Source organism: Vibrio sp. 1-Bac 57 (assembly GCF_037546855.1).
GTDB lineage: Bacteria > Pseudomonadota > Gammaproteobacteria > Enterobacterales > Psychromonadaceae > Psychromonas.
This window is the reverse complement of sequence record NZ_JALAAC010000045.1, coordinates 1-23,891: the sequence shown is the minus strand read 5'-3', so window position 1 is coordinate 23,891 and position 23,891 is coordinate 1. Positions and strand designations below refer to the sequence as shown.

General features: G+C 38.1%; 20 protein-coding genes. 8 read left to right on the top strand and 12 right to left on the bottom strand.

The window, feature by feature from the left end:
* The coding region (locus tag MT391_RS18855) for a hypothetical protein (protein ID WP_499499516.1) at positions 1 to 964 on the bottom strand (964 nt) is incomplete at its 3' end.
* 110 nt (positions 965 to 1,074) lie between these two features.
* Between MT391_RS18855 and MT391_RS18850 the strand changes: the two genes are divergently transcribed.
* A complete protein-coding gene (locus tag MT391_RS18850) occupies positions 1,075 to 1,632 on the top strand; it encodes a hypothetical protein (RefSeq protein ID WP_016786711.1) in 558 nt (185 codons plus the stop codon).
* Between the two features lie 228 nt (positions 1,633 to 1,860).
* Here MT391_RS18850 and MT391_RS18845 read toward each other — a convergent pair whose 3' ends face one another.
* The 5 genes from MT391_RS18845 to MT391_RS18825 form a co-directional block, all read right to left on the bottom strand.
* Positions 1,861 to 2,070, bottom strand: coding sequence for a helix-turn-helix transcriptional regulator (locus MT391_RS18845; protein WP_016786712.1), 210 nt, complete (start codon positions 2,068 to 2,070; stop codon positions 1,861 to 1,863).
* A gap of 65 nt (positions 2,071 to 2,135) precedes the next feature.
* Positions 2,136 to 3,446, bottom strand: a complete 1,311-nt coding sequence (locus tag MT391_RS18840) for a type II toxin-antitoxin system HipA family toxin (protein ID WP_028868132.1) — start codon at positions 3,444 to 3,446, stop codon at positions 2,136 to 2,138.
* Positions 3,436 to 3,726: a helix-turn-helix domain-containing protein gene (locus tag MT391_RS18835; RefSeq protein ID WP_028868131.1), complete on the bottom strand. Its 291-nt coding sequence runs from the start codon at positions 3,724 to 3,726 to the stop codon at positions 3,436 to 3,438. The genes MT391_RS18840 and MT391_RS18835 overlap by 11 nt, the downstream gene beginning before the upstream one ends.
* Positions 3,727 to 3,989: 263 nt before the next feature.
* Positions 3,990 to 4,412, bottom strand: a complete 423-nt coding sequence (locus tag MT391_RS18830) for a helix-turn-helix domain-containing protein (protein ID WP_028868130.1) — start codon at positions 4,410 to 4,412, stop codon at positions 3,990 to 3,992.
* Between the two features lie 4 nt (positions 4,413 to 4,416).
* A complete protein-coding gene (locus MT391_RS18825; RefSeq protein ID WP_017102430.1) occupies positions 4,417 to 4,734 on the bottom strand; it encodes a type II toxin-antitoxin system HigB family toxin in 318 nt (105 codons plus the stop codon).
* An 821-nt stretch (positions 4,735 to 5,555) separates the two neighbouring features.
* Between MT391_RS18825 and MT391_RS18820 the strand changes: the two genes are divergently transcribed.
* The 5 genes from MT391_RS18820 (at position 5,556) to MT391_RS18800 (ending at position 10,549) form a co-directional block, all read left to right on the top strand.
* A complete protein-coding gene (locus MT391_RS18820; protein ID WP_028868129.1) occupies positions 5,556 to 5,861 on the top strand; it encodes a PTS sugar transporter subunit IIB in 306 nt (101 codons plus the stop codon).
* A gap of 13 nt (positions 5,862 to 5,874) precedes the next feature.
* Positions 5,875 to 7,179 (top strand): PTS sugar transporter subunit IIC, encoded by a 1,305-nt coding sequence (locus MT391_RS18815; RefSeq protein ID WP_028868128.1) that lies wholly within the window; start codon positions 5,875 to 5,877, stop codon positions 7,177 to 7,179.
* A 101-nt stretch (positions 7,180 to 7,280) separates the two neighbouring features.
* A complete protein-coding gene (locus MT391_RS18810) occupies positions 7,281 to 7,586 on the top strand; it encodes a PTS lactose/cellobiose transporter subunit IIA (protein ID WP_028868127.1) in 306 nt (101 codons plus the stop codon).
* An 89-nt stretch (positions 7,587 to 7,675) separates the two neighbouring features.
* Positions 7,676 to 9,073, top strand: a complete 1,398-nt coding sequence (locus tag MT391_RS18805; protein WP_028868126.1) for a glycoside hydrolase family 1 protein — start codon at positions 7,676 to 7,678, stop codon at positions 9,071 to 9,073.
* 66 nt (positions 9,074 to 9,139) lie between these two features.
* Positions 9,140 to 10,549, top strand: a complete 1,410-nt coding sequence (locus MT391_RS18800) for a glycoside hydrolase family 1 protein (RefSeq protein ID WP_028868125.1) — start codon at positions 9,140 to 9,142, stop codon at positions 10,547 to 10,549.
* Positions 10,550 to 10,766: 217 nt separating this feature from the next.
* On the opposite strand, the gene MT391_RS18795 is transcribed toward MT391_RS18800, so the two are convergent.
* The 3 genes from MT391_RS18795 to poxB form a co-directional block, all read right to left on the bottom strand.
* Positions 10,767 to 11,777: a LacI family DNA-binding transcriptional regulator gene (locus MT391_RS18795; protein WP_028867834.1), complete on the bottom strand. Its 1,011-nt coding sequence runs from the start codon at positions 11,775 to 11,777 to the stop codon at positions 10,767 to 10,769.
* A 450-nt stretch (positions 11,778 to 12,227) separates the two neighbouring features.
* Positions 12,228 to 13,559, bottom strand: a complete 1,332-nt coding sequence (locus MT391_RS18790; RefSeq protein ID WP_499499511.1) for an IS4 family transposase — start codon at positions 13,557 to 13,559, stop codon at positions 12,228 to 12,230.
* Positions 13,560 to 13,711: 152 nt separating this feature from the next.
* On the bottom strand, positions 13,712 to 15,436 hold the full coding sequence (poxB, locus tag MT391_RS18785) for a ubiquinone-dependent pyruvate dehydrogenase (RefSeq protein WP_028867833.1): 1,725 nt from the start codon (positions 15,434 to 15,436) through the stop codon (positions 13,712 to 13,714).
* A gap of 545 nt (positions 15,437 to 15,981) precedes the next feature.
* Here poxB and MT391_RS18780 point away from each other — a divergent pair.
* A complete protein-coding gene (locus MT391_RS18780; RefSeq protein ID WP_084296202.1) occupies positions 15,982 to 18,126 on the top strand; it encodes an MFS transporter in 2,145 nt (714 codons plus the stop codon).
* 88 nt (positions 18,127 to 18,214) lie between these two features.
* On the opposite strand, the gene MT391_RS18775 is transcribed toward MT391_RS18780, so the two are convergent.
* Both MT391_RS18775 and MT391_RS18770 read right to left on the bottom strand, forming a co-directional pair.
* Entirely contained in the window at positions 18,215 to 19,261 is a 1,047-nt protein-coding gene (locus tag MT391_RS18775; RefSeq protein WP_028867831.1) for a polysaccharide lyase family 7 protein, read from the bottom strand.
* 241 nt (positions 19,262 to 19,502) lie between these two features.
* Positions 19,503 to 20,858 carry an MATE family efflux transporter gene (locus MT391_RS18770; RefSeq protein ID WP_499499518.1) on the bottom strand — a complete coding sequence of 452 codons (1,356 nt, stop codon included), beginning with the start codon at positions 20,856 to 20,858 and terminating at the stop codon, positions 19,503 to 19,505.
* A gap of 366 nt (positions 20,859 to 21,224) precedes the next feature.
* On the opposite strand from MT391_RS18770, the gene MT391_RS18765 reads away from it, so the two are divergent.
* Positions 21,225 to 21,881: a DsbA family oxidoreductase gene (locus MT391_RS18765; RefSeq protein WP_028867829.1), complete on the top strand. Its 657-nt coding sequence runs from the start codon at positions 21,225 to 21,227 to the stop codon at positions 21,879 to 21,881.
* 168 nt (positions 21,882 to 22,049) lie between these two features.
* Here the strand turns inward: MT391_RS18765 and MT391_RS18760 are convergent.
* On the bottom strand, positions 22,050 to 23,891 hold a 1,842-nt coding region (locus MT391_RS18760), incomplete at its 5' end, for a putative bifunctional diguanylate cyclase/phosphodiesterase (protein ID WP_499499508.1).

Sequence of the window (23,891 nt, the reverse complement as noted above, 5' to 3'; positions counted from 1 at the left end):
TTTTTTTATTTAGCAAATGCATGCTTTTTTCTAGCTGGGTAACCAGCGCAAGTAAAAAGTCAGCGTATTGAGTTACAGCTTCACTACAAGATGACTTAATAGCTTCATTCACTTCAGTGTTAGTTGATTGCGCTAACATATAAGTAATTAATTGATTGTTTTTAAGTGGTGCGCGTTCAGCCACACTCTCAGCTACTAACTCATAAAAATAGTGATACATTCGCTGCGCTAATCTGTGTTTATTTAGCGCCAGCACTTCAGCTTCAAGAGTAGTTTTGCCCGTTTTACGATTACGCTTGTTTAGCGCTTTACTTACCTCTTCATTTATTTTTAAGCCAAACAATCTCTCTTCTGGAAAGTTATTTATCTTTAGTAAGGCGCCGCCAAAATAACGAGGGTTTAAAATTAAAATTGACTTACATTTTGGGTATAAATTTGGAGCATTGCCTCCTGCTATAAATTTTAAAATTAGTCCCTCATGGAGTAACTCATCTATAAATTTACGCACCCTTGATAATGATAAGCCCGTAAAGCCAGCTAACTTATTGAGACCTATATTTGAAACTAGACCAATATCATTGCTTAGCATGACTAAAGCCGCTTTCATAAATTTTCGGGCCAAGCTTTCAGCCGTTAGTTTAGTAAAATCATCATTAACGCCTAATAAGGCTTGTATGTAATTTGCTTTTTTACCGTAAAAAAATACTGGTATGTTATGAGTGTTTTTTAACTTATAGATCTTTTCTGACGCCTTTTCCTCATTCCTCGTGATCTCTAAATAGTCATTGGTATTTAAGCGAGCAATCGCGTTTCTTACTGTCGATTCACTTAGCATTAGCGTGCTGGCTATTTCAGCAATAGACATTCCTTTATTTTCATCTTTGTGAACTAACCAAAGCCACCGTAGGTAGATAAGCCTATCTTGGGCCTTTATCTCATTTCTTCCTTCAAACGCATCTAGCATCACACCTCCATTTCACACATAATACCTATTATAAGTGTAATACATCATAACTTGATTTGCACCCTATTACATGTAAAGCTTCATGTAACATATTAGTTTTAAGGTTAGTTATGCGCACTGTTTTAAATGATGAACTTATAAAATGGATAGATTTTTCTGACGAAGAAATGACTCGTTGGACTGGGCAATATTTTAAAAAGCTAGGGTATCCACCGAAACATTTACTCACTCGTAATACAGAAAAAAGTCTACTTCAACAATTAGAAGCGTACTGCTCAGATGTTCAAAATATACTCGATAAAGAAAACACTCTTATCAGAATGAAGCGAGCTTGGGGACAATACAAAAGAAGAAAAAAAACTAAGCACAAGCAACTAACGGTTAATATCAAGAAAGACACTTTTGCTATGCTCACAAAAATTAAAAGGCGCAATCAGTTTACTAATGTTGGGCAATCTATCGATTCTTTATTTGACGGTAGTCTAGTAAGTAGGGAGATGGCGCAACTAGAAAAAGCGAATATAGCGTTAAAAAGCCAGCTAGAAAAAATACAAAACCAAGCCCATTTAAAAGCTGACTTGGTCAAGATGGAAAAGAAAATTGAGTTTTTAGAAAAACAAAATTCCGTTTTAACACAAGCAATTGAAAAGCTTACAACAAGCCAATAAAGTGCATAAATTAACTTGGCCTGTAAGCTTTACTTTTGGAACTAAATTAAGGATGAGACTTAAAGGGGAACTATTGAGCGGATAAAAATCAATCGCTTGTTAAATATTCACTTAGAGATGATCTCTTTTAAAATAGCTAATAAAAATATATAACCAGCACAATATTTTATTAAAAACAAAAAATAGGCGCTACCAACATTTACTTTTTGGTAGCGACATAACTTGATTTTAGCACTGGCGGGATTCGTTTATTCTTGCCAGTAACCAGTTTTGAACTTCACTTTCTACCCAGGCCTTACGCTTACCCATAACAGTTATGTTATTCGGGAAGTTACCCGATTTTATAAGGTTATAGATACTGCTTTTACACAGGCTTGTTATGCTAATTACTTCATTCAAACGAAGAAAGCGTTCATTTTGATATTGCATGATTTCCATAGTTTTTCCTGATTATAAGTTGAACCAGGGAAATGAAATATATCTGTGTTTATTTAGTTTACTGGCTAGATAAGTAGCGCTGCGTTCTCTTGCTTGCGCTCTGCGAGTGTTTTTTCTATTGCTAACACAGTGGTCTTACTCACCCCATGCTCCTCAGCAAGCGCCCTAAACTGACTAATGGCATCCACTACCTCTTTAATGCATTGCTGTGCTTTCTTCCAATTAGTAAAGCCTGCACTAGCAGCCAACTTTTGCATCACTTTGAGTGGTGGCGCTTTTCCGTATCCGGCAAAGGCAGTCGCATGCTCGTTAAAAGGGTGAGGGCTAAACGTTACATCGTAAAATGGTGCGAGTTGCCAACTACCATCATCGGCTTGTAAAAAGCCCCAGTTTTTACTGTGATCGTCTTGGTTCGCGGAAAATAAGTTAAACATTGCGCGACGAAATTGAAGTTGCCCAGCAGCGGGTGACTTACACAATTGACGACTGGCCTTAATCAGATCGCTGTAATCTAAGCTAGGGCTTCGGAAGTCTGCATCCAATAAGCCGCAAGCACTGTGCATATGTAAGCGTCCAGCCTTCTCCTTCGCGGGTAAATAGTCAAAACGCTTTAACGCAAGCCATGCTTTAGCACCGCTACTTGTAGGAGCTTCAATTAACTGCCACATCGGTGGCTGACATTTTGCGAATTCAGCCATTTCTAAATAGACCGCTTCACACAAACCTTCTTCGTGGCCCAATGCTAAGTTCTTCGAAGTAAACTTAACTAACCATGCTTCATCGCCAGGCTGTGCATAGGTGCGGCATTGCGTCGCGTCGCCAGCAGGCATATAAATTTGCGCTTTAGGTCGAGCACCGCCGGAGCTACCTACGGCTACCAAGGTTGCTAACACTTGCTGAGTGCTACCGTCTAACTCATCAGAGAGGGACTGGTCGAACAAGGTTTGGGCTTCAAGACCAAGTGTTTCCAAATCAATATCTGAACGATTTTCTAATGATAGCTCTGATACAGGTGTAAAAGACAATGCCCCCATTCCTTGCTGACCGACAAAAGCCAACCTGTCCATTGCTGTTACTTGTGCTGGCAAAATACCTTGTTGGCGGAATACTCGATCTTGCAACAGCAAACCCCAACCATCGGGAAGACTATCGCCAAAAACGCCGTGAATGCCTTGGTGTGGCCCTTTCGGTGCTTGCTGTAATCGCACATCTCCTTCAAGAGTAAAAGGGGATAAATTGCCAAACGTGCTTAGATAACTTTCATCGTACTGAAAGAAAACACCCTGACGGTTTTGCGCCAATATACCCACAGATACAGTTTCGCCTGTTGTGAGAGTGCGCTCCACATTCAACTTTTGAATGGATTTAAAACTCATCTTTAAGCACCTCTTCTATACTGGTCGGTAAAGCGGTACGGTCAGCCGTTGTTTGTGTCAGTTGATAAAGCCTGTCTAGTGAATCCAGCGACTGCCACAAAAGCAGCAGCTGACGAAATGATATTTGTCCGGTAAGTTCAAACTTTTTTATGGTCGAAGCAGGTACACAACTACGCTGGGCTAGCGCCTCTCGCGATAGCTTCGCTTGTTTGCGTAAACCCCGCAGATGAATAGCAAAAGCTTGGCTTACATCGGTATCATCTAAAAGTGAAAAGTTCATGCGCAGCCTTAATGGATACAATAATATCCATTATAGTTACACTAAGTGAAAAATAGCCACTGATATGTCCATTTAATGCATAGGTATAAATCGGTCATCTCAATGAAGTTCTTAAAAAATCGGGGATTTAGCAAGTAACCGCACCTTAACTTTTGGCGTATTGTTGTCACTTCGTGCTTTGACAAAAACCGAGAAACCACTAATAAGAGCTACGCTATTAGAATGAGTATCTCGGTTTTTATTAACGATAGCCAAAACTACCACTAGCCGATAAACAACGAAGCTGGCACCCCAAAACGCGCTGATAGTGCCTTAATATGGTTGAGCGTTAGAGCGCGCTTCCCGCTTAAGATCATCGATACCGTCGATTTGGCACCTATCTCTTCTTTGAAATCACTTAACGTCAGTTGGTGCTGATCGATGACAACTCTTAGCATGGCGATTCCTGGCTCAAGCTTATCAATAGCTTGATTAAACTCACTAAACTGCTCAGCTTCTTCTTCATACCTCTCAATCACCGGAAACATCAAGTCGATCACTGGCTGATGAGCGTCATAATCTTCGACAAGTACTTCCATCGTGGCAATCAGCTCTTGATATTGCTCAGGCGAAGAGATACCACTCACCCAAGGCATAACTTGGTTCAGTTGATTAGCGGCTTTGTCTAACACAGCGATATCTAACATAGTGTTACCTCTTCAGTTTCTTTTCACGGTATTGCTTTGTAATACGGTCGTACTCGGCATGGCTGACAATGTTCTTAATGAAGCATCGACCTCCAACAAATTCGATAAATGCAATAAGCCTTAAGTTGTTACCGCCAATATCAATCACCCACCACTTATCAACGTATTTAAAGTTGTCTAGTGACGGAAAGACTTTTCGTAGCTCATCTGGGCTTTTTGCCTTACTCTCTTTTAACACCTTGTACGTTGCATCTAGTGCATCGGAATCGTTTGGATAGAGTTTTTTCGCATTTTCAAAAGGTTGCTTACTTATAACGTGCATGTACTATCCAGTTTGTTCACTATATGTGAACACTATACCTAAACCAAGCTTAGTTCACAATATGTGAACACCAAGGAATAACCAAAATGGATAGCTGGATAATCAATGGTGGTTAAATCGGTGGTTAAAAATATAAATTAAATAAAACACAGCCACAAACATATGATTTAAAATGAATTAATTATTATAATCAACGTTAAGGTACAAAATATAGAATAGTGTTTTAGCTAGTTTCTAATTGTTCATTAACTCTCATGAAGCCCCGTATATCGGGGCTTTTTTTGTGTAAAATACAAATATTATTTGTATTATTAACGTGTTAAGCAGGAAAAATAATTTTATTATTTATTCAATTATTGTTGGGCTTCATAAAATATTGGTCATGCTGCTTAATTCAAATTAAGCATCAATAAAAAATCCTCAATCATATATAGGTTGAGGGTTTTTAATGATTAACAGTGCCATTCAAGTTTGACTGTCTACTGTCGGATCGTTTTAGGCGCTTTCTATCAAATATTATTTTACATTTAATAGCTAACGCCATTTTTCTAAACACTAAAAAAACAGTCGAAAGAGTGAGAACTACAAATCGACATTGCTTGTGGTGGGAAACAAGCACATACCTTGTCCATTATTCTGTGATAGATCTTCTAAAAATCCACAAATTACTAAAAAATAAATAATTACTTAAAATAAAACGAACTTAGTCACAAAAATGTAACCGCTTACTGTAATCGGTTTCTGTAACCGGTTACATTAAGTTGTGAGCATAAACATGATAACTAATTCTTAAAATAAACATTCAACTAAAGGTAAATATTATGACTAAAATTCTACTTTGCTGTGCTGCTGGTATGTCAACCAGTATGGTTGTTAAAAAAATGCGTGAGTCTGCTACTAACAAAGGCATTGCAGTCCAAATTGATGCTGTTGGTTTAGAAGAGTTTGATTCACATGTAACGGAATACGATTGTTTTTTATTGGGCCCTCAAATTAAATATAAATTAAATGATTTTAAGGTTAAGGCTGATCAAGCAGGTAAGCCGATTGCGGTAATTAATCAAATGGATTATGGCATGATGAAAGGTGAAAAAATCTTAGCTGACGCATTAGCGATGATTAACTAAAGAGGGCTATCAGATGTCTAACAAATTTTTTGAATTTTTAGAAAACACGTTAACGCCGATCGCTGGAAAATTTGCTTCTCAAAGACATATTTGCGCTATCCGTGACGGGTTTATTGGTGCGATGCCTTTTATGATTGTAGGCTCATTCCTACTCGTTTTTGCTTTCCCACCATTTTCACCGGAAACCACTTTTGGCTTTGGCAAATGGTGGCTGGGGTTATCTAAGCAGTACTTTGGTGAAATCATGACACCTTTCCATATGACGATGGGCATTATGTCCTGTTATATCTGTACTTGTATTGCTTACAACTTAGCAAAAACCTACAAACTCGATGGTTTATCAATAGGTATGTTAGCGTTAATGACGTTTTTATTAATTTCTGCACCGATGGAAGAGGGTGTACTTCCTGCCTCATATCTAGGAGGTACAGGGATATTTACTGCCATTATCATCTCAATTTTAGTGACAGAATTAGCTTATTTCCTTAATCGAAAAAACATTGGCTTTAAAATGCCAGAGCAAGTGCCAGATAAGATTCGTGAGTCATTTAATTTATTAATTCCTGCATTGATTATCATCTTAACTATTTATCCAATTAATTTATTAGTACAACATGAATTTAACTTGATTATCCCAGGTGCAATCATGGCAGTGTTTCAACCTTTAATCTCTGCATCTGACACGCTTCCGGCTATTTTGTTAGCGGTATTAGTTGCACACGTGCTTTGGTTTGCAGGCATTCATGGTGCTGCGATTGTTGGCGGCATTATGGCACCGTTCTTCCTTTCTAACTTAGGTGCAAACCAAGAAGCATTAGCGGCTGGTATGGAGTTACCACATATTTTTATAGAATCATTTTGGTCTTTCTTTGTGACCTTGGGCGGCTCTGGGGCAACATTTGGTTTAGTCTTGATGTATTTACGTAGTAAATCAGCTCACCTAAAAGCGATTGGTAAATTAAGCTTAGTACCTTCGATATTTAACATTAATGAACCGATTATATTTGGTACACCATTTGTGATGAACCCAACTATGTTTATCCCGTTTGTTTGTATCCCTATGGTGAATGCGACTATCGCTTATTGCGCAGCAAGTTGGAATTTAATTGGTAAAACGATTTCATTAGTACCTTGGACTGCGCCTGCACCAATCGGTGCTGCATGGGGGGCTGGTTGGCAGATCAATAATGCCATATTAGTGTTCATTCTTATCGGTATCAATATGGTGCTTTACTACCCATTCTTCAAAATTTATGAGAAGCAACTTATCTCTGAAGAGACTGCTGAAGTTGAAGCTAAAGAAGCGATAGCAAGTTAGTACTGATGGTTAACCGATAACTATTAACCAAGAATTATTAATGACCCTGAATCACAAGAAGCTACTAAAGGTAGCTTCTCAGTAAAGAGTGGAGTTTTAACATGGATTTAGAAATGACTGTGATGGAGTTAATCATCAATGCAGGTGAATCAAAAAGTTTAGCGATGCAAGCTTTGATGTCAGCTAAAAAAGGTGAATGGGATGTAGTCGACGATTTTCTTGCTCAATCGACAGAAGCATCAAAGCGTGCACATAAAGTGCAAACTGAGCTTATCGGATTGGATGAAGGTGAGGGTAAAGTACCGGTAAATTTAATCATGGTGCATGCACAAGACCATATTATGACAGCCATGTTGGCGCGAGAATTAATTGAAGAATTAATTGATATCCATAGAAAGCTTAAATAGTGATTAACAAGCGAGTAAGAATCTAATAATAAGCGAGTAGCTAGCTAAGCCATTCACATTTTAAGCTGTAGAAATAATGAGGAGTTTATATGTCAAAACTTAAAAATTTCCCAAGTGATTTTTTCTGGGGAGGATCGACCTCCGCGTATCAGGTTGAAGGTGCCTGGGATGAAGATGGAAAAGGTCCTTCTGTTATTGATATGAGTAATGTCGTTGAAGGGACAACTGATTTTAAAGTCGCAAGTGATCACTATCATCGTTATAAAGAAGATGTTGCATTATTTGCAGAGCTAGGTTTAAAAGCTTATCGCTTTTCTATCGCTTGGACTAGAATTTTCCCAACAGGAGAAGGTCAGGTTAACGCAAAAGGTCTTGAGTTTTATAGTAACTTAATCGATGAATTAATTGCTAAAGGTATTGAGCCGATCGCGACGATGTACCATTTTGACTTACCCTATGGATTACAAGAAAAAGGAGGGTGGTCAAATAGAGCATCGGTGGATGCTTTTGCACTTTATAGCAAAACCTTGTTTGAAGCTTTTGGTGATCGCGTTAAATACTGGCTAACTATTAATGAACAAAACATGATGATCTTACATGGCGATGCATTGGGCACTAAGCATGTTGATGCAACTAACCCAATGAAAGACTTGTACCAACAAAATCATCATATGCTGGTGGCACAAGCGAAAGCAATGTCACTTTGTCATCAACTGTTACCGAACGCAAAAATTGGACCTGCACCCAATATCTCGGCTATTTATCCTGCATCATGTAAGCCCGAAGATGTGTTAGCCGCAAATACTTTTTCCGCTGTACGTAACTGGTTATATCTTGATATGGCAGTTTATGGCCGTTATAACGCGACGGCTTGGCGTTTCCTTGAAGAGCGAAGTGCGGCACCAACTATCAGCGAAGGCGATATGGAAATATTAGCCTCAGCTAAACCTGATTTTATTGCTTTTAATTATTACAACTCACAAACCGTTGCTGAAAGCTCTGGCGATGCAAGTGATATCAACTCTACCGGTGATCAACAAATAACCATTGGTGAGGTTGGTGCTTATAAAGGGGTTGAAAACCCTCATTTAGTAAAAAACGAATTTGGATGGGAGATTGATCCCGTCGGTTTCCGTACCACCATGCGTGATATCTATGAGCGTTATGCATTGCCATTAATTATCACTGAAAATGGGCTTGGTGCTTTTGACAAAGTAGATGAAAACGGTGAGATCAATGACGACTATCGAATTCAATACCTGACACAACATATCGAGCAAGTTCAACTTGCTATTACTGATGGTATTGAGGTGTTTGGTTATAGCCCTTGGTCTGCGATCGACCTGATTAGTACTCATCAAGGGTGCTCAAAACGTTATGGCTTTATTCATGTAGATCGCGAAGAGTTTGATCTTAAAGTATTAAAGCGCACTAAGAAAAAAAGCTTCTACTGGTATCAAAACCTTATTTCCAATAACAGTTTATAGAAAGGCAGGCTCGATTTTGTTGAGCCTGCGATTAATCACAAAATTATAATTCAAAAGGGATCTACAATGAAGTTTGCTCATGATTTTTTATTTGGTGCCGCGACCGCTTCTTATCAAATAGAAGGCGCTTGGGATCAAGATGGTAAAGGTCCAACAAACTGGGATGAATTCACTAAAATACCCGGAAAAACCTTTGAAGGTACTAATGGTGATGTGGCGATTGATCATTATAATCGCTATCAAGAAGATATAGCGTTAATGGCTGAAATGGGGTTGGAATCTTATCGCTTTTCTATTTCATGGGCGCGTATACTTCCAGAAGGCACTGGAGAGGTAAATCAAAAAGGCATCGACTTTTATAACAACATTATTGATGAATGTTTAAAATATGGGATCGTACCCTTTGTAACACTTTACCACTGGGATTTGCCATTACCGTTAGAGAAAAAAGGGGCATGGTTAAATAGAGAGACTGGTGAAGCTTATTTAGTATTTGCAAAACTTTGTTTTGAAGCATTTGGCGATCGCGTTAAAAACTTTATTACTTTTAACGAAACCTTTGTATTTTGTAACTTAGGTTATTTATCGGGCGCACACCCACCGGGTATTCAAAATGATCCTAAGAAATACTTCCAAGCAATACATAATGTTTTTTATACCCATGCTAAAACGGTTATTGCATATAAAAAACTGAATCAATTTGGTGAAATTGGATTGAGTCATGTATTTAGCCCTGCCTTTAGCGTAGATGACTCAGAAGCAAACTTGTTTGCTACTGAGCATGCTAACCAATTTAACTTAAACTGGTTCTATGATCCTATTCTATTAGGGCATTATCCTGAGTATGTTGTTAAGCAGTTAACCGCAGAAGGTAACCTACCTGACTGGACTGCAGAAGAGCTAGCCGTCATTAAAAAAGCGGCTCACTTAAATGACTTTATGGGATTGAATTATTACCAACCGATGCGTATTGAAAAGATTCAAGGTCAGCTTGAAGGGCGTGTTATTACACGTGAAAACTCTACCGGTGCACCTGGTAATCCAAGTTACGATGGGGTTTATCGTACGGTGAAGATGGCTGATAAAAAGTATACTAAGTGGGATTGGGAGATCTCATCGCAAGGGTTTATTGATGGTCTGGATATGCTCAAAGAAAACTATGGGCAAATTAAATTATATATTACTGAAAATGGTCTCGGTGATGAAGATCCAATCATAGAAGATACGGTATGTGACATTCCACGAATTAATTATATCAAAGAGCATTTAAGTGCAGTAAAAGAAGCGATCAGTCGTGGTGCTCACATTAAGGGGTATTATGCTTGGTCTGCCATTGATTTGTTGAGTTGGTTGAATGGCTATAAAAAACAATATGGTTTCATTTATGTAGACCATAAAAACGGTTTAAAACGAGAAAAGAAAGCCTCTTTCCATTGGTATAATAGTGTGATTAAAAATCGCGGAGAAGAGCTTTAATACTCTGAACTAGAGCTTTAAAGCATTTTTTAATAAAGCGTATTTTAATAAAACTACATTTTAATAGAGACACACTTTAGTCGCATTATAACAATGCCATATCAGTTTTAACATGGCAGATATGGCATTATTTTTTGTTCATTATTGTGTCGCAGAAGTGCTGTTAAATGATTAATCTTAATGAAGATAATTTTTTATATTACGGTATTATTCTTGCTCAGTTGTTCGCTGTATAAACTGACGCTACAGATTCACGTTCGATGAGTTGACCTTTATATTGATAAGAATGTGTCGGTTTTGTTTCGTCGCATAGGGTTATTGCCAATTCGATAGCTTGTTTGGTCATGTCCGTAATTGGTAGTTTAACGGTGGTTAATCTTGGTGTGAAAAACTCTGAAACAGGGTCATTATCTATGCCAGTAATAGAGACTTGTTCGGGGACTTTGATACCCGCTTCGGTTAATGCTTTTAAAGCGCCTAATGCCATACAGTCATTAAAAGCAACAATCGCAGTGAAAGTAATACCTTCATTTAATAATTCTTTACAGGCTTGATAGCCACTTTTCATATCGTAAACACCGTGCTTAACAAGCTCATCTTTAAAATCGATACTAGCGGCTTGTAGACTATTTTTATATCCGTTAAGTCGAGCTTTCCCCGTTGGATTGCCCATATGACCAGTAATACAGGCAATTTTTTGGTGTCCCTTTTCGAACAAGTGATCCATCATAATGGTTACCGCTGCTTCTTGTTCAAAAGAAACTGAATGAAAACATTGTTCTGGCATATTACGATTTAATACAACAATGGGAATAGTGAGTTGCTCATGCAAGCGTTGTATATGTTCGTCAGTCAAGGTACGGCTATAAAGTACAACCGCATCACACTGTGCTTCCAGTTGTAAAATAACTTCATATTCGTAATCTGGATCGTTATGTCCATCGGTAACGATTAATTGTTTTTTTGCAAATTCTGCACTAGCGGCTGCTTGTTTAAGTAACAAACCAAAGTGAATGCCATCAAAATCCGAAACCACTAAACCAATCGTATGTGTTTTGTTGGTGGCTAATGCTTGGGCTAACCTATTCGGTCTATACCCAAGCTCTTTCATTGCAGAAAAAACATTCTCACGAGTTGACGGTTTCACCTGACCTATCCCATTAATAACACGGGATACGGTTGCTTTAGAGACTCCAGCTAGCTTGCATACGTCAAGGATCGTACTCATTAATATTCCTAAAATAGACTCGGATAAACGACAGATATTATATCCTAATGAGTAATCATAACGCATAATTATCGCCAATGTAACCGGTTACTTTTTTTTGATAATTATTAGAAAAATAGACTTAAGCATCATTTTATATAACCTCATCCCATGGTCATCGAGTGCAATACGGTTAAATATTCAAATGTTAAAGTTTTTACATCGTATCGTGTTGTTAGTTTTGTGTGGTTCAATATATTAATTATCGATGTTATGACAGATTATTAGGAAGGTGATTTAGCTTGGAAATTCGTGGAATAATGAGGTTGTATCGATTTACTTATACAGAGTTTAGATTAAGGGTCATTCATCGTCATGCTTATTTTTTTATAGCTCATACTACGCGATGCTTTTTTGTTTTCTGTTACCACTTAAAATAAAGCCCCAACTTAATGGGGCAATGCCGTTCGGTTAAGAGATTTTAGGCTTATATCTTAACGGATATCTAGATGGAATATAGAGCACTGAACGTGAAAACGTTCGGTGTTTTCTTTTTTTGGGCAAAATAAAATGTTTAACATCTTCTCGCATAAGCTGAAGCTTTTTCGGAATAGTGCCATTACCTGATAGTGCATAGGCTCTTATTTGCGTATCTATAATACAAATGGCTGCCGTGAAACTGATCCGTGTAGGTTCAACCTTCGCTTCTAGCGCAATATTAACCATTTCAAGTCGGATCAAATTATAACCCAATAATACCCCCCATAGTTCCTGCCGTACCCCTTCTGGAAAACGACTTCGTAGTGTTATTTCCCCATTAAGCTGATTATTTTTAAGCTCTCCAAAACTCTGCTCTATTTCCCATCGTTCCCAGTACACAGATAGTAATGCATCCATTGAATACAGTGTCGGATCAATTAATGAGGTAATAAAGCCTTTAATATCACCCTTTGGATCTTGGTAACATATCATTCTTACTTGCCAAGTCTCTGGTAAGGTTGGGTTTTTAGCTCTTGCTTGCGGGGATACTGGCATTTCGATTAATAAATCATTATCGGCATACCGATCAATAACTTCATACCGCATAGCTTTTTTTACCGGTGTTAGCCAATGTGCATTGATACCGAACTGCTGCCAATTGAGCATTAGGTCTGCTGAAAAATAACAACGATCAAATAAGGTTAATGAATCTTCTGGAATATCGGTCAGTAGCCGTTTAGCTAGGGTTATCTCGCCGACACTACAGCTATCAAATGCAGCGCCAAGTAGCATCCGAGTATGCGTTGAATGCAAAGAAACCATACGAAGTTGCGGATAAACAGGATTAGATTTTGAGATAAAACCAAATGCTTCACTATTTTCTGGCGTGTCTTGCGCTCTAAAGGTCGTGCCATCTACGGCTAATAAGTTTAAACCGATACTATGTTTTTTAGCTATGATAGATTTATGCCAAGCCGCACAAGTTGTACTAAAAAGGTAGCTCATGGGAGATTCACCTAATCGCTTTCGACAATCGGTGAGTACACTCGGGGCAACATGGTCATAGACTTCATCAGGGTTAGTTTGCAAAGCAATATCGAGTGAACCACAGACTTCTTTTATTGAGCAATTTCGCATTAACCCCATCATGATGATTAGCCAAACAGCTTGCTCTGCAGGTAAGCGGCGACGTCGAACACTCGCTTTTTGAGTACAAAATAATGCTTCTTCAATCCATTTAGAATCAATGGCTGTTAATACGCTGTCGTAAGCCTCTTTATTTTCAAATGACTCATACACCAATTCCATCTCTTGATTAAACAAAAAAAATCCCCAACCTTAAATAAGATTAGGGATTATGATCTATCTGGAAGATCGTTCAAGTTTTCTTATTAGATCCTTAACCGATCGGCATTACAACTTAATGGGGTCACTTCACACCACATATAGGGGCTTTATAGTTTCTGAGCAGGTATTTAACGTGACCAATTGGTTTTGCTAAGCTCGACTATTTCATTACCTTTGCCATTAATTAACGCTTTCATCATATAAACGCTAAAACCTTTTGCCTGTTCAAATTTGATTTGTGGTGGCATGGCAAGTTCTTGTTTTGCCGTATCAACTTCAAGTACTACTGGCCCAGAGTGCTCCATCATTTCAGTCATTGCTTGGGGTAGCTTTTCTGGATTACTAACATGGATCCCTTTTAGGCCACAGGCTTGTGCTATTTTTGCAAAACTTGGATTATCTAAATCGGTATCATCTGACAAGTAACCGCTAGCCTTCATCTCCATTGCCACAAAACCTAATGAGCGGTTATTATAGACAATGATTTTAATCGGTAGGTTGAGTTGTTTTAGCGATAATAGATCACCCATTAACATCGAAAAACCACCATCGCCACACATTGCAATCACTTGGCGGTTACGATCTAAGGATTGTGCTCCCATTGCTTGTGATAAGGCATTGGCCATTGAGCCATGATTAAATGATCCAATTAAACGGCGTTGACCATTCATCGATAAATAACGAGCAGCCCAAACGGTTGGCGTTCCAACATCACAGGTGAAGACGGTATTATCAGCAGCTTGTTCATCGAGTAGTCGTGTAAGGTATTGAGGGTGTATCAAATTATGTGAGGTCTTGCCATTGGCCAATAAATCGAGATCCTTTCGGGACTCTTTATAATTTTTAACACATTTTTTTAAATGGGTGCTATCACGGCCATCCTTAATATGCCCAAGCAATGACGCAACAGTATTTTTGGTGTCCCCTAGTACGCCAAAATCAATCTGAGCATGTCGTCCCAGTGATGCGGGTTGGTTATCTATTTGCAGAATAGTGGCATTTTCTGGATAGAAAGCTCGATATGGGAAGCTGGTGCCGATCATTAATAACGTATCCGCGTCTTGCATTGCGTGATAACCCGATGAGAAACCGATAAATCCAGTCATACCAACATCATAGGGGTTATCATATTCAAGAAACTCTTTACCGCGCATCGCATGTACTATCGGGGCTTGTAGCTTCTCTGCTAACGCAATAACTTGATCATGCGATCCTTTACACCCTGCACCACACAATAAAGTTAACTTTTTACTTTTATTAAGGTGTGCTGCCAATGTTTTTATATCTTCTGTATCAGGGGTGTAAGTTGCTAGTTTGGGTACGTTCCATTTTGCTTTAGTTAATTCTGGCATTGCTTTGAGTGCAATATCTCCGGGTAGGACAAGCACGCTTACATCATTATGTAAGATGGCTTGGCGCATGGCTGTTTCGAGCAAATACGGCATTTGTTCTGGATTAGAAACTAACTCACAAAAAACACTGCATTCTTTAAATAATTCCTGGGGATGTGTTTCTTGAAAGTAATTACTACCAATTTCAGAAGAGGGAATATGGGCGGCTATCGCCAATACAGGGACTTTATTTCGGTGGCAATCAAACAAACCATTGATTAAATGTAGGTTGCCGGGGCCACAAGAACCAGCGCAGACGGCCAATTCTCCTGATATGTGTGCTTCTGCCCCTGCGGCAAAAGCGGCTGCTTCTTCATGGCGTGTTCCTAACCATTCGATAGTGCCCATTTTTCGTAAACTATCACTTATTCCATTGAGTGAATCGCCAGTTACACCCCAAATTCGCTTTACACCAGCTTGTTCAAGGGTTTGAGTAATAAAACTTGCGATACTTTGGCTCATATTTAGATACTCCTCAGTATTAAATTTGATGATGTTGAAGTTACGTTAATGATATTTTTGTGTGTATAAAAAATGATCATCTAATAATCATCCTCTTGGGAGTCTTGGTTCACAATGGTGAAGGGAAAGTTTCTTGTAATATTTTGTTATAAAAAATAAATTTATATAAATAAAAAGAATATGAAGAAAAACAGATCACTTTTGCATTAAGTATTTGCAAAAACAATTTTTTAAGCAAAGATGCCATTGAACTTGTTAGTTACTTTGATGAATCTTGTGTGTTTTTTATTTTCATATGATGCATTTGAGATTAAAAGGTTTGATCGTTCTACAAAATTAAGTCGATGTATTATTAAAAGGTTTAATATAATACTCGAAGCGTTACGTTGGCCTTTTTTGTTAATGCTTTTTGCTTTATATTTAACATTCTTGCCGATTGTTTAAGCAATTGGTCATCGATACCCTTTCTCCTGAAGTGCACTGCATATGAGTGACTATTTAGGAGCACTTAATGCGCTGCTAAATAAGAGAATCCCTCTGTGATAATGACAATTAAACCTTTTTTTCTATTGCTAATAAGCTGTTTTTTATTAATGACAGGTTATGGGTTAAGCAATATTTTGTTACCTGTTCGAATGCAAAGTGATGGCGTTAGCCTGAATAATATTGGTCTTGTTTTATCAATGTTGTCGGTGGGATTTTTACTGGGTGCGGTTTATAGTCGTAAGTTATTACAACGTGTTGGCCATATTAGAATATTTGCGATGTGTGGTAGTTTAACCTCGGTTGCTATTTTAGTGTCTGGTTTGTTTCCCGATCCACTTGTTCTAGGGGCAATGAGGATTTTAACGGGATTTTGTATCGCTTGTACCAATGCGACGTTGGATAGTTGGTTAAGTTTTAGTGCAACTGAAAAAAATCGCGGCAGAATACTCTCTATTAATCAGATGGTGGTAATGAGTGCACTATTCTCTGGGCAGTTTTTATTGGCTATTGCACCTATCGATCAAATGACGTTATTTGTTGTTTCAGGGGTTTTATTTAGCTTAGCGATCACGCCAATTGTGATTAGTAAACAGCAAGGTCCTAAGATTGAAGATAGTGAATCGATGTCTTTGCTCACTATTGCAAAACTCTCACCATTAGGGGTAGTGAGTTGTTTTTACTGTGGTGTACTGTACGCTGGTTTATTAAATATGTTGCCTATCTTTGCCAGTGATAATGGAATTAAAGATCTTAACTTATCCATTTTTATGGGGTCAGCAATACTAGGAGCAATTCTATTACAGTTCCCTATTGCTTACCTTTCTGATCATTTTGATCGACGTAAAATTATGCTAGGTATGGTCACAACTATTATTTTAGCAGCGCTTTGCATCCCTTTACTACTCTCATTAAATATGTTCAATTTAAGCTTATTTTCAATTGCGTTGATCACTGGTGTTGCTGCTTGTTTGTACCCAATGAGTATGTCTGAAACCTTTGATAAAGTATTAAAAGAGCAAATTTTAGCTGCCATGTCTTCGTTATTAGTAATTTATGCATTTGGCAGTATTCTGGGGCCTTATTTAGCTTCGGCCGCAATGGGTGCATTTGGTAGTAACGCATTATTTACCTTTATTATTGCGGTTGCGATTACGTTATTAGTTTTTATCTTAATCCGCATGAAGCAACGTTCTGCTTTACCGCAAGAAGACCAAGATCATTTTGTTATGCAGACGCCAGCAGGCGCGGTATCAGCACTGGATCCACGTATCGATTATGCTGAACCAGCCTACCAGCCAAGTGCTGAAGCCGAAGTCGCCGTTAGTTTAGCGACTAAAAATCCGGGTGCTGCTGTTAATATGGCTAAAGCGCTAGCTTTAAGAGACCCACATAATGCCTCCAACTTAGCAGCGGCCTTAAGTACTATTGAGGAAATCAATATTGGTAAGTTATATGCTGCGATTAGTACTGCTGCGCCTGAAATGGCTATTCATATTGCCGAAGCATTGACCACTGCATCGCCTGAACAAGCGGAAGAATTGGTTGATTGGATAAGCGCAAATCACCCAGATCAATTCACTAATATTATTGTCGCGATCGCTAATTCGATGCCAGATAATGGTATTCGAGTGATGGAATTAGCGGCTGAAAATATGTCCGGCGAAGATTCGGCCGACTTGTTAGAAATGACTGAGCAATATATGACTGAGTTTTCTGATTCATTAGATGAGATGCGTCCAGTCGATAGAAGTGCAGCAGCTTCACAGGAAACAGCGACTGAATTGTATAGCCGCTTAAGTGATGTTTCACCTGAATACTCTGCAGAATTAGCACTGACAGTTTCTGAGGCTTTACCTGAATCGTCTAATGCTGTCGCAGAAGCTTATGTAAATAACTTAATGGATACAGATAGTGAACAACAAAGTGAAGCAGAGAAAGCGGAAGGTATTGAAGAAGCTGTTAATGACTATTTGACTCAAGTAGTTGAGAATATTCCTGAATATGCAGTTGACGTTGCGAGTACTTTTATTGATTCTGTACCTGAAGTCGCTTCTGAAATGGTAGAGTTATTACAAGATTCTGAGGCAGTTGATAGCAGTGATTTAAGTGCGTCCATTGACGATAAACCAGAAGAAAATACGTTGCAAGAGCAGCTACTAGAGGCTGTGATCACACAAACGGATAAGCCGAATCAAGAGTCATAGAGTAGGGGAGTAGAGCGACTTTTTAAAAGATAAAAATAGAGTCCATTGCAAAGCAAAAGACTCTTTAATCATTTAATTATTCGCTTTTTTATTGACCGTTAAGTTTAAGTGCTGAGAATGTTACGCTACTGTAGTTACCGTCTTTCTTATCTTTAGCAAAATCGCCTGTCCCTTCACAGCCAGTTCCCCAAACCGCATGCTTATCACTCACACTACATTGCCCATAAGCGCCTGCTTTGAAGTAAAAATCATCTTCTGCATAACCTTGAGCATGATCTTTTTCATCGTATGCTTTGCTTAAGTCAATATCGTAACTAACAGGTTTGTGACGAGCCGTCTCAAAAGTTAAGTGCATTATTGTGCCTTCAATATTTACTTTATAGCTAAACTCTTCGCCTAAAGCGATGCCTGCTTTACCTGGCTCTGCTTGGTTTTCCCAAGTATTGCCCCAAACAGGTAATGAAATATCCATACGATTAGGATCTTTCTTTTCTAGATTTCGTTCATAGTTCCAAAAAACAGAACCGTATTGGTGTCCTGGGAATTTTTTGAAGAAAATTTTCAGTGGCTCATTACCGTGACCAAAGCCTGTTTTTGCTTTAATTAACTGATCATGTTTCTTAGCATGAATTTGGCCAACAACAACTGAGTGGGCTGGTGGGCGTTCTGGGTGTTTTGCATTTTCAGCGACATGGTTAACTTTAACTGTTGCTTCTAAAGTACCGCCAACATCGCTATATTCTTTAGCTTGTGGGTGGCTGCTTAGTGCCCATTGGTTAAGTTTGTCTGAGGTGTCTATGGAAAAGTCAGCACCACGAGGCATTTGACGCAATTCAGAACGAGCATTTTTTGAATTTTTAGTGGTGATCGCTTGGTTTTGTACTTCAAAAACCATATTGTTATCTTTGTCTAAAAAGAAAAAATCTTGATGCGCATAACTCAACATTGCAACACCTTCGATTTCATCTACTCGGCCATCTTGGTTGATATCTGAAGGAATGGTAATTTTCCAATTGCGCATGTCAAATTTGTCAGCTGGTACTGCGCTTGAAACGCCATTATTAGCAACATCTGCAAGAGTTAATGTAGGTAAAGCAAGCAACATTGAACCAGCAAGAATAAGTGTTTTTTTCATTTTCTAATCCCTTTTTATGATTTTTATATTGTAATACTATATTAATTAACTATGCATCATAGGGAGTCATTCTCTGAAAAGAAGTAGAGATGATAAAATGTGTATTATTGATCACATACTAAAAAACAGAACTTATGCCGAGATCAAATATTCGAATCGACTTTTGATTATTTAAGCTTCTTGAATTCAACTATTAATCTCTTTTTATTTCCTTTAATCGCTATTTTTATGGTGTTCATTTTTAATCATGATTTAAATTTTTTGCTTTTTCTAAATCAAATTCCTCTAAAGATTTTCTGGCGAGTTGCCTAAAAGGTATCGCTTTAACTATCTCTTCAAAGGGTTGTATCGCAAATGCCCAAAATATAGAAGCGTCGAACATAAAAATAATAAGTGCACAGAGTGGAATGGAGATAATCCATTGGCCAGTAAAGTTGATTTTGAAAACAGCGGTTGTTTTACCTAATGCACGTAACACATTGCCATGCACCGTGTTGTAACCGCGAACTATCGGTAAAAAGATATAAAGAGGGGCAATAATCGATAATGCTTGATAGGTTTCGGCATCTAAATCAGGGTAAATATTTGCAATGAATAAGCTGATGCCTGCAAAAAAACCAGCACATAGGATGGATATCAAGACTGCAATATCGATGCTTTTATCAACGTTTTTAGCGAGATCATCCATTTTACCTGATCCGATTGCTTGGCTTACTGTAATGGCTGTTGAATGTGACCATGCAGCAATAAACTGAGTCCCCGCACGTATCCATGGCATCATTAAAGTAATCGCTACATAAGCATTGATTTCAAGTTGTGAGTACAGTAACTGATACACAGTAATACCCATTGCCAAGAACATTACGTTGGCGGCAACGGGGAAGATTTCAATAAAATGTAGGCGAATATTTCGTATCATTGACACGTCTTTAACCGGTAACGTAATCGTTATCTCTTTGCTCAAGTACATATACAGAGTCAAATAAATAAGCCTCACTGTGATCGCCATCAGGCTACCAATCGCTGCACCTTGAACGCCCATTCCTTCTAAACTAAGCGTATTTGTGAATTGATAGCCGTGTATAAAGAGGTACGAAAGCAGTGCGTTGATCGGCAGTTCGATAAGGTAACCTTTAAAGGGTACTTGGGTTTTCCCCAAGCTATTAAACAGTGCGATGATCACTTGCGTGAGTGCGGTAAATATAACAATATATTTGGCGATATCTAGGTAGTTAGTGATCTCTTTATGCAGGGTTATGTCGCTGGTAATCGCATGAATTAATGTTTGCTCAAAGCACGTCAGAATGACCCAAAACATGACTGAAATGGTAGTGTTAATAATCAGCCCTGATACAAATGCTCTTGATAGCGAAGCACTATTACCTGAACCTACTGCACGGCTCAATACTAATTGAGTTCCATTGGCTAATGCCATTTGAATACCAAGAATAGCGGCAATAATAGCTGTTGAAATACCCATAGCAGCAAGAGGAAGTTCCCCTAATGGGGAGATTAATAATGTATCGATCATTAGCATCGACTGCATCAGCAATCCATTTAGTGCTAATGGCCATGCAAGAGATAAGTTTTTCTTAATGTAAGATTGCTGAGACACAAGTAAACCTTTATTTCAGAATGATTAATAGAGCTAGTTTTGAATTTATTGTAATACAATTAAGGTTGCGAATCTTTAGTTGTTAGCACTATTTTTAAAGTTAGAATTTTTTAATCCTCTTATATTTCCTTATATGTTAATCGTATTTTAAGCGGCTACTTTGTTTTGTTTCTTCATTAACAGGGGCAAGTTTCTTACTTTAAATTACTATGTGGTAGTAATTAATAGGAGCGTATAATAATTTATTGAACGATCGTTCTTATTTAGCTATATTGGTTACTACAAATACTCATTGTGATTATAAATTGTTATTTTTAAATTGAGTATGAGCTAAATATAGAGGTTGCTATGAGTAATAAAATTCAGATTGATATCGTCTCTGATGTTGTTTGTCCTTGGTGTGTTATTGGTTATAAAAACTTACAAAGAGCAATCGATGAGTTAGAGGTAGCAGATAAAGTTGAACTGCAATGGCAACCATTTGAGTTAAATCCTAATATGCCTGCAGAAGGGCAAGACTTAAGAGAGCATGTAGCAGAAAAATATGGCTCTTCAGAGGAAGAAAGTAGGCAGTCACGCCTTAACATTGCTCAACGTGGAGCTGAAGCGGGTTTCACATTTAATTTTTTTGACAAAATGAAGATAGTCAATACACGTGATGCACATGTATTACTTGAATATGCACATGAGCAAGGCAAGCAAACACAATTCAAATTACGTCTATTTAGTGCCGCTTTTACTGAGAAAAAAGATGTTTCTAATCGTGCCACGTTACTTGAAGAGGTTGCTCAAGTCGGTTTAGATGTAGAGCAAGCGAAGCAGCATCTAGAGAGTAAGACACAGCGTGAGCAAGTGATTGAACAAGAAGAATATTGGCAACGGTTAGGCATTTCTGCTGTGCCTGCAGTGGTCTTCAACCGCCGTAGTGCTTTATCTGGTGCGCAGCCCGTTGCAGCCTACAAACAAGCTTTAACTGAGTTATTAACCGAGCAACAACAGAACTAACATGCTGTTCGTAGTATTTATCAATGCAAATGTGTATTGATAGAGTGAGTAGTAACTTTAATCTAAAATGAAGGCCAATAAACTACCGATAGAATATTGGCCTTATTAGTGAATACAGGATTATAAGAAATACTTAACTTGTTAGTTTCCTAGGTTCGCATCATAACCTTAACTTTCTGCACTAATTTGATCTCGTAATAAACGTTCAAACTTCTCCGCCGTCACTGGGGGACTAAAAAAATAGCCTTGCCCAAACTCACAGTCAAGACCTGTTAAGAATTGCATTTGCTTTTTATCTTCAATTCCTTCCGCAACGACTTTTAAGTTAAGCGCTTTAGCCATCGCAGTGATTGCTTTAACTAGTGACTGATCAGCCCTGTTATTGGTTAAGTTCATGATAAAAGCGCGATCAATTTTTAACTTAGTAAATGAAAATTTCTGCAAGTAACTCAGTGCGGAATAACCAGTGCCAAAATCATCAATACTCAGTTCGACCCCCATATTACGTAACGACTTCAGCATATCAAATAACTCGCCTTCTTGATTAATTAACAAACTTTCAGTTACTTCAACATCTAATTTTTCTGGTGGTAAACCGGTTGTTAATAAAATCTCCTGAATTTCTGCCAATAATGACTCACAATGTCTAAATTGTACGCTAGAAAAATTGATCGCAATTTGTAAGGGAGCAATTTTCTGCCATTCCGCTGCTTGGTGTGCTGCGGTATTTAAAGCAAAGCTACCTAACTGGTCAATTAAATCATTTTTTTCAGCCTGAGCAATAAACTCATCGGGTGGCACAAAACCCAGTTGACTATCTGTCCAGCGCATCAATGCTTCCGCCCCAATAATTTTTTTAGTGCTTAGGTCAATAAGCGGTTGATAGTACATTTCTAGGGTATTTTCTTTAAGTGCAGCGCGTAGACGAACGTTAATAGCTACCTTGCGGTTTACATCGTCATTCATCTTGGATTCAAAGAAGCTAAAGTTATTTCGCCCTGTCTCTTTTACTTTGTAAAGTGCCATATCAGCACTTTTTAATAAGTTTTCTGCATCTGTCGCATCATCAGGAAAAACTGCTAAGCCAATACTGGTAGAGGTATGGAAGAGATGTTTATTCATTTTAAAAGGTTGGTCAAATAAATGTAAGACTTTAACGGCTAGCTCTTTAGCTTGTTCTAAATCTTGTAACTCATCAATGATCACCATGAACTCATCACCACTTAAACGTGCAACGGTATCTGTTTTACGAAGAGCTAGTTTTAGTCGCTTACCCGTTTCCTGTAAAATGATATCGCCAGCGGCGTGGCCCAAAGTGTCGTTAACTTGTTTAAAATTGTCTAGATCAATATACATGATTAAGACTTTTTTACGGCTACGTTGGCAATTATTGACGGCATCATTTAATTTTTGCAGGCTATAACTTCTATTTGGTAAGCCTGTTAATGAATCATGTGTGGCTTGAAAGGCTAGCTTTTCTTCAGATAGTTTTCGTTTACTAACCTCTTTTTCTAACTGTAAATTATGTGTTGAAAGTACTGTCTGTTGTTTTGTTGAATGATGGATTTGTGCTCGTAGTCGGCTATTTTTACGCTCGATATAAAACAAATAATACAAGCTAGAAAACACTGGAATAGCCAATAAAGAGAGTAATAAAACAAACCATTTAGAGGTGAATAAGCTTTTATTATCAACACCCTCAACCCAAGCCTCTAGGGTGAAAGGCGTATTTTCTACTTTTTTATTTAAATGAAAAGAATGTAAATGATCATCATGATCATTATCTAGATCGAAATCTTCTGGATTATTTAAGGAATCCCAAATAAATATGCTACCGTATTCACTTAATAATCGAATATAACTGCCAGTGCCTTGGTATTGCTGCGCATCGAGCAATGCAATGATAGGTGATTGATTATATTCGCCAATCATCATTGCAATTGGCTTATTTTGGAAATACACAGTAGTAGATAAACGCAGACTTAACTGATTTTGATACTTATTAATTAA

Coding starts and splice junctions, on each gene's coding strand:
- MT391_RS18850 (WP_016786711.1), top strand. CDS start 1,075: ATGCGCACTGTTTTAAATGATGAACTTATAAAATGGATAGATTTTTCT.
- MT391_RS18845 (WP_016786712.1), bottom strand. CDS start 2,070: ATGGAAATCATGCAATATCAAAATGAACGCTTTCTTCGTTTGAATGAA.
- MT391_RS18840 (WP_028868132.1), bottom strand. CDS start 3,446: ATGAGTTTTAAATCCATTCAAAAGTTGAATGTGGAGCGCACTCTCACA.
- MT391_RS18835 (WP_028868131.1), bottom strand. CDS start 3,726: ATGAACTTTTCACTTTTAGATGATACCGATGTAAGCCAAGCTTTTGCT.
- MT391_RS18830 (WP_028868130.1), bottom strand. CDS start 4,412: ATGTTAGATATCGCTGTGTTAGACAAAGCCGCTAATCAACTGAACCAA.
- MT391_RS18825 (WP_017102430.1), bottom strand. CDS start 4,734: ATGCACGTTATAAGTAAGCAACCTTTTGAAAATGCGAAAAAACTCTAT.
- MT391_RS18820 (WP_028868129.1), top strand. CDS start 5,556: ATGACTAAAATTCTACTTTGCTGTGCTGCTGGTATGTCAACCAGTATG.
- MT391_RS18815 (WP_028868128.1), top strand. CDS start 5,875: ATGTCTAACAAATTTTTTGAATTTTTAGAAAACACGTTAACGCCGATC.
- MT391_RS18810 (WP_028868127.1), top strand. CDS start 7,281: ATGGATTTAGAAATGACTGTGATGGAGTTAATCATCAATGCAGGTGAA.
- MT391_RS18805 (WP_028868126.1), top strand. CDS start 7,676: ATGTCAAAACTTAAAAATTTCCCAAGTGATTTTTTCTGGGGAGGATCG.
- MT391_RS18800 (WP_028868125.1), top strand. CDS start 9,140: ATGAAGTTTGCTCATGATTTTTTATTTGGTGCCGCGACCGCTTCTTAT.
- MT391_RS18795 (WP_028867834.1), bottom strand. CDS start 11,777: ATGAGTACGATCCTTGACGTATGCAAGCTAGCTGGAGTCTCTAAAGCA.
- poxB (WP_028867833.1), bottom strand. CDS start 15,436: ATGAGCCAAAGTATCGCAAGTTTTATTACTCAAACCCTTGAACAAGCT.
- MT391_RS18780 (WP_084296202.1), top strand. CDS start 15,982: ATGACAATTAAACCTTTTTTTCTATTGCTAATAAGCTGTTTTTTATTA.
- MT391_RS18775 (WP_028867831.1), bottom strand. CDS start 19,261: ATGAAAAAAACACTTATTCTTGCTGGTTCAATGTTGCTTGCTTTACCT.
- MT391_RS18765 (WP_028867829.1), top strand. CDS start 21,225: ATGAGTAATAAAATTCAGATTGATATCGTCTCTGATGTTGTTTGTCCT.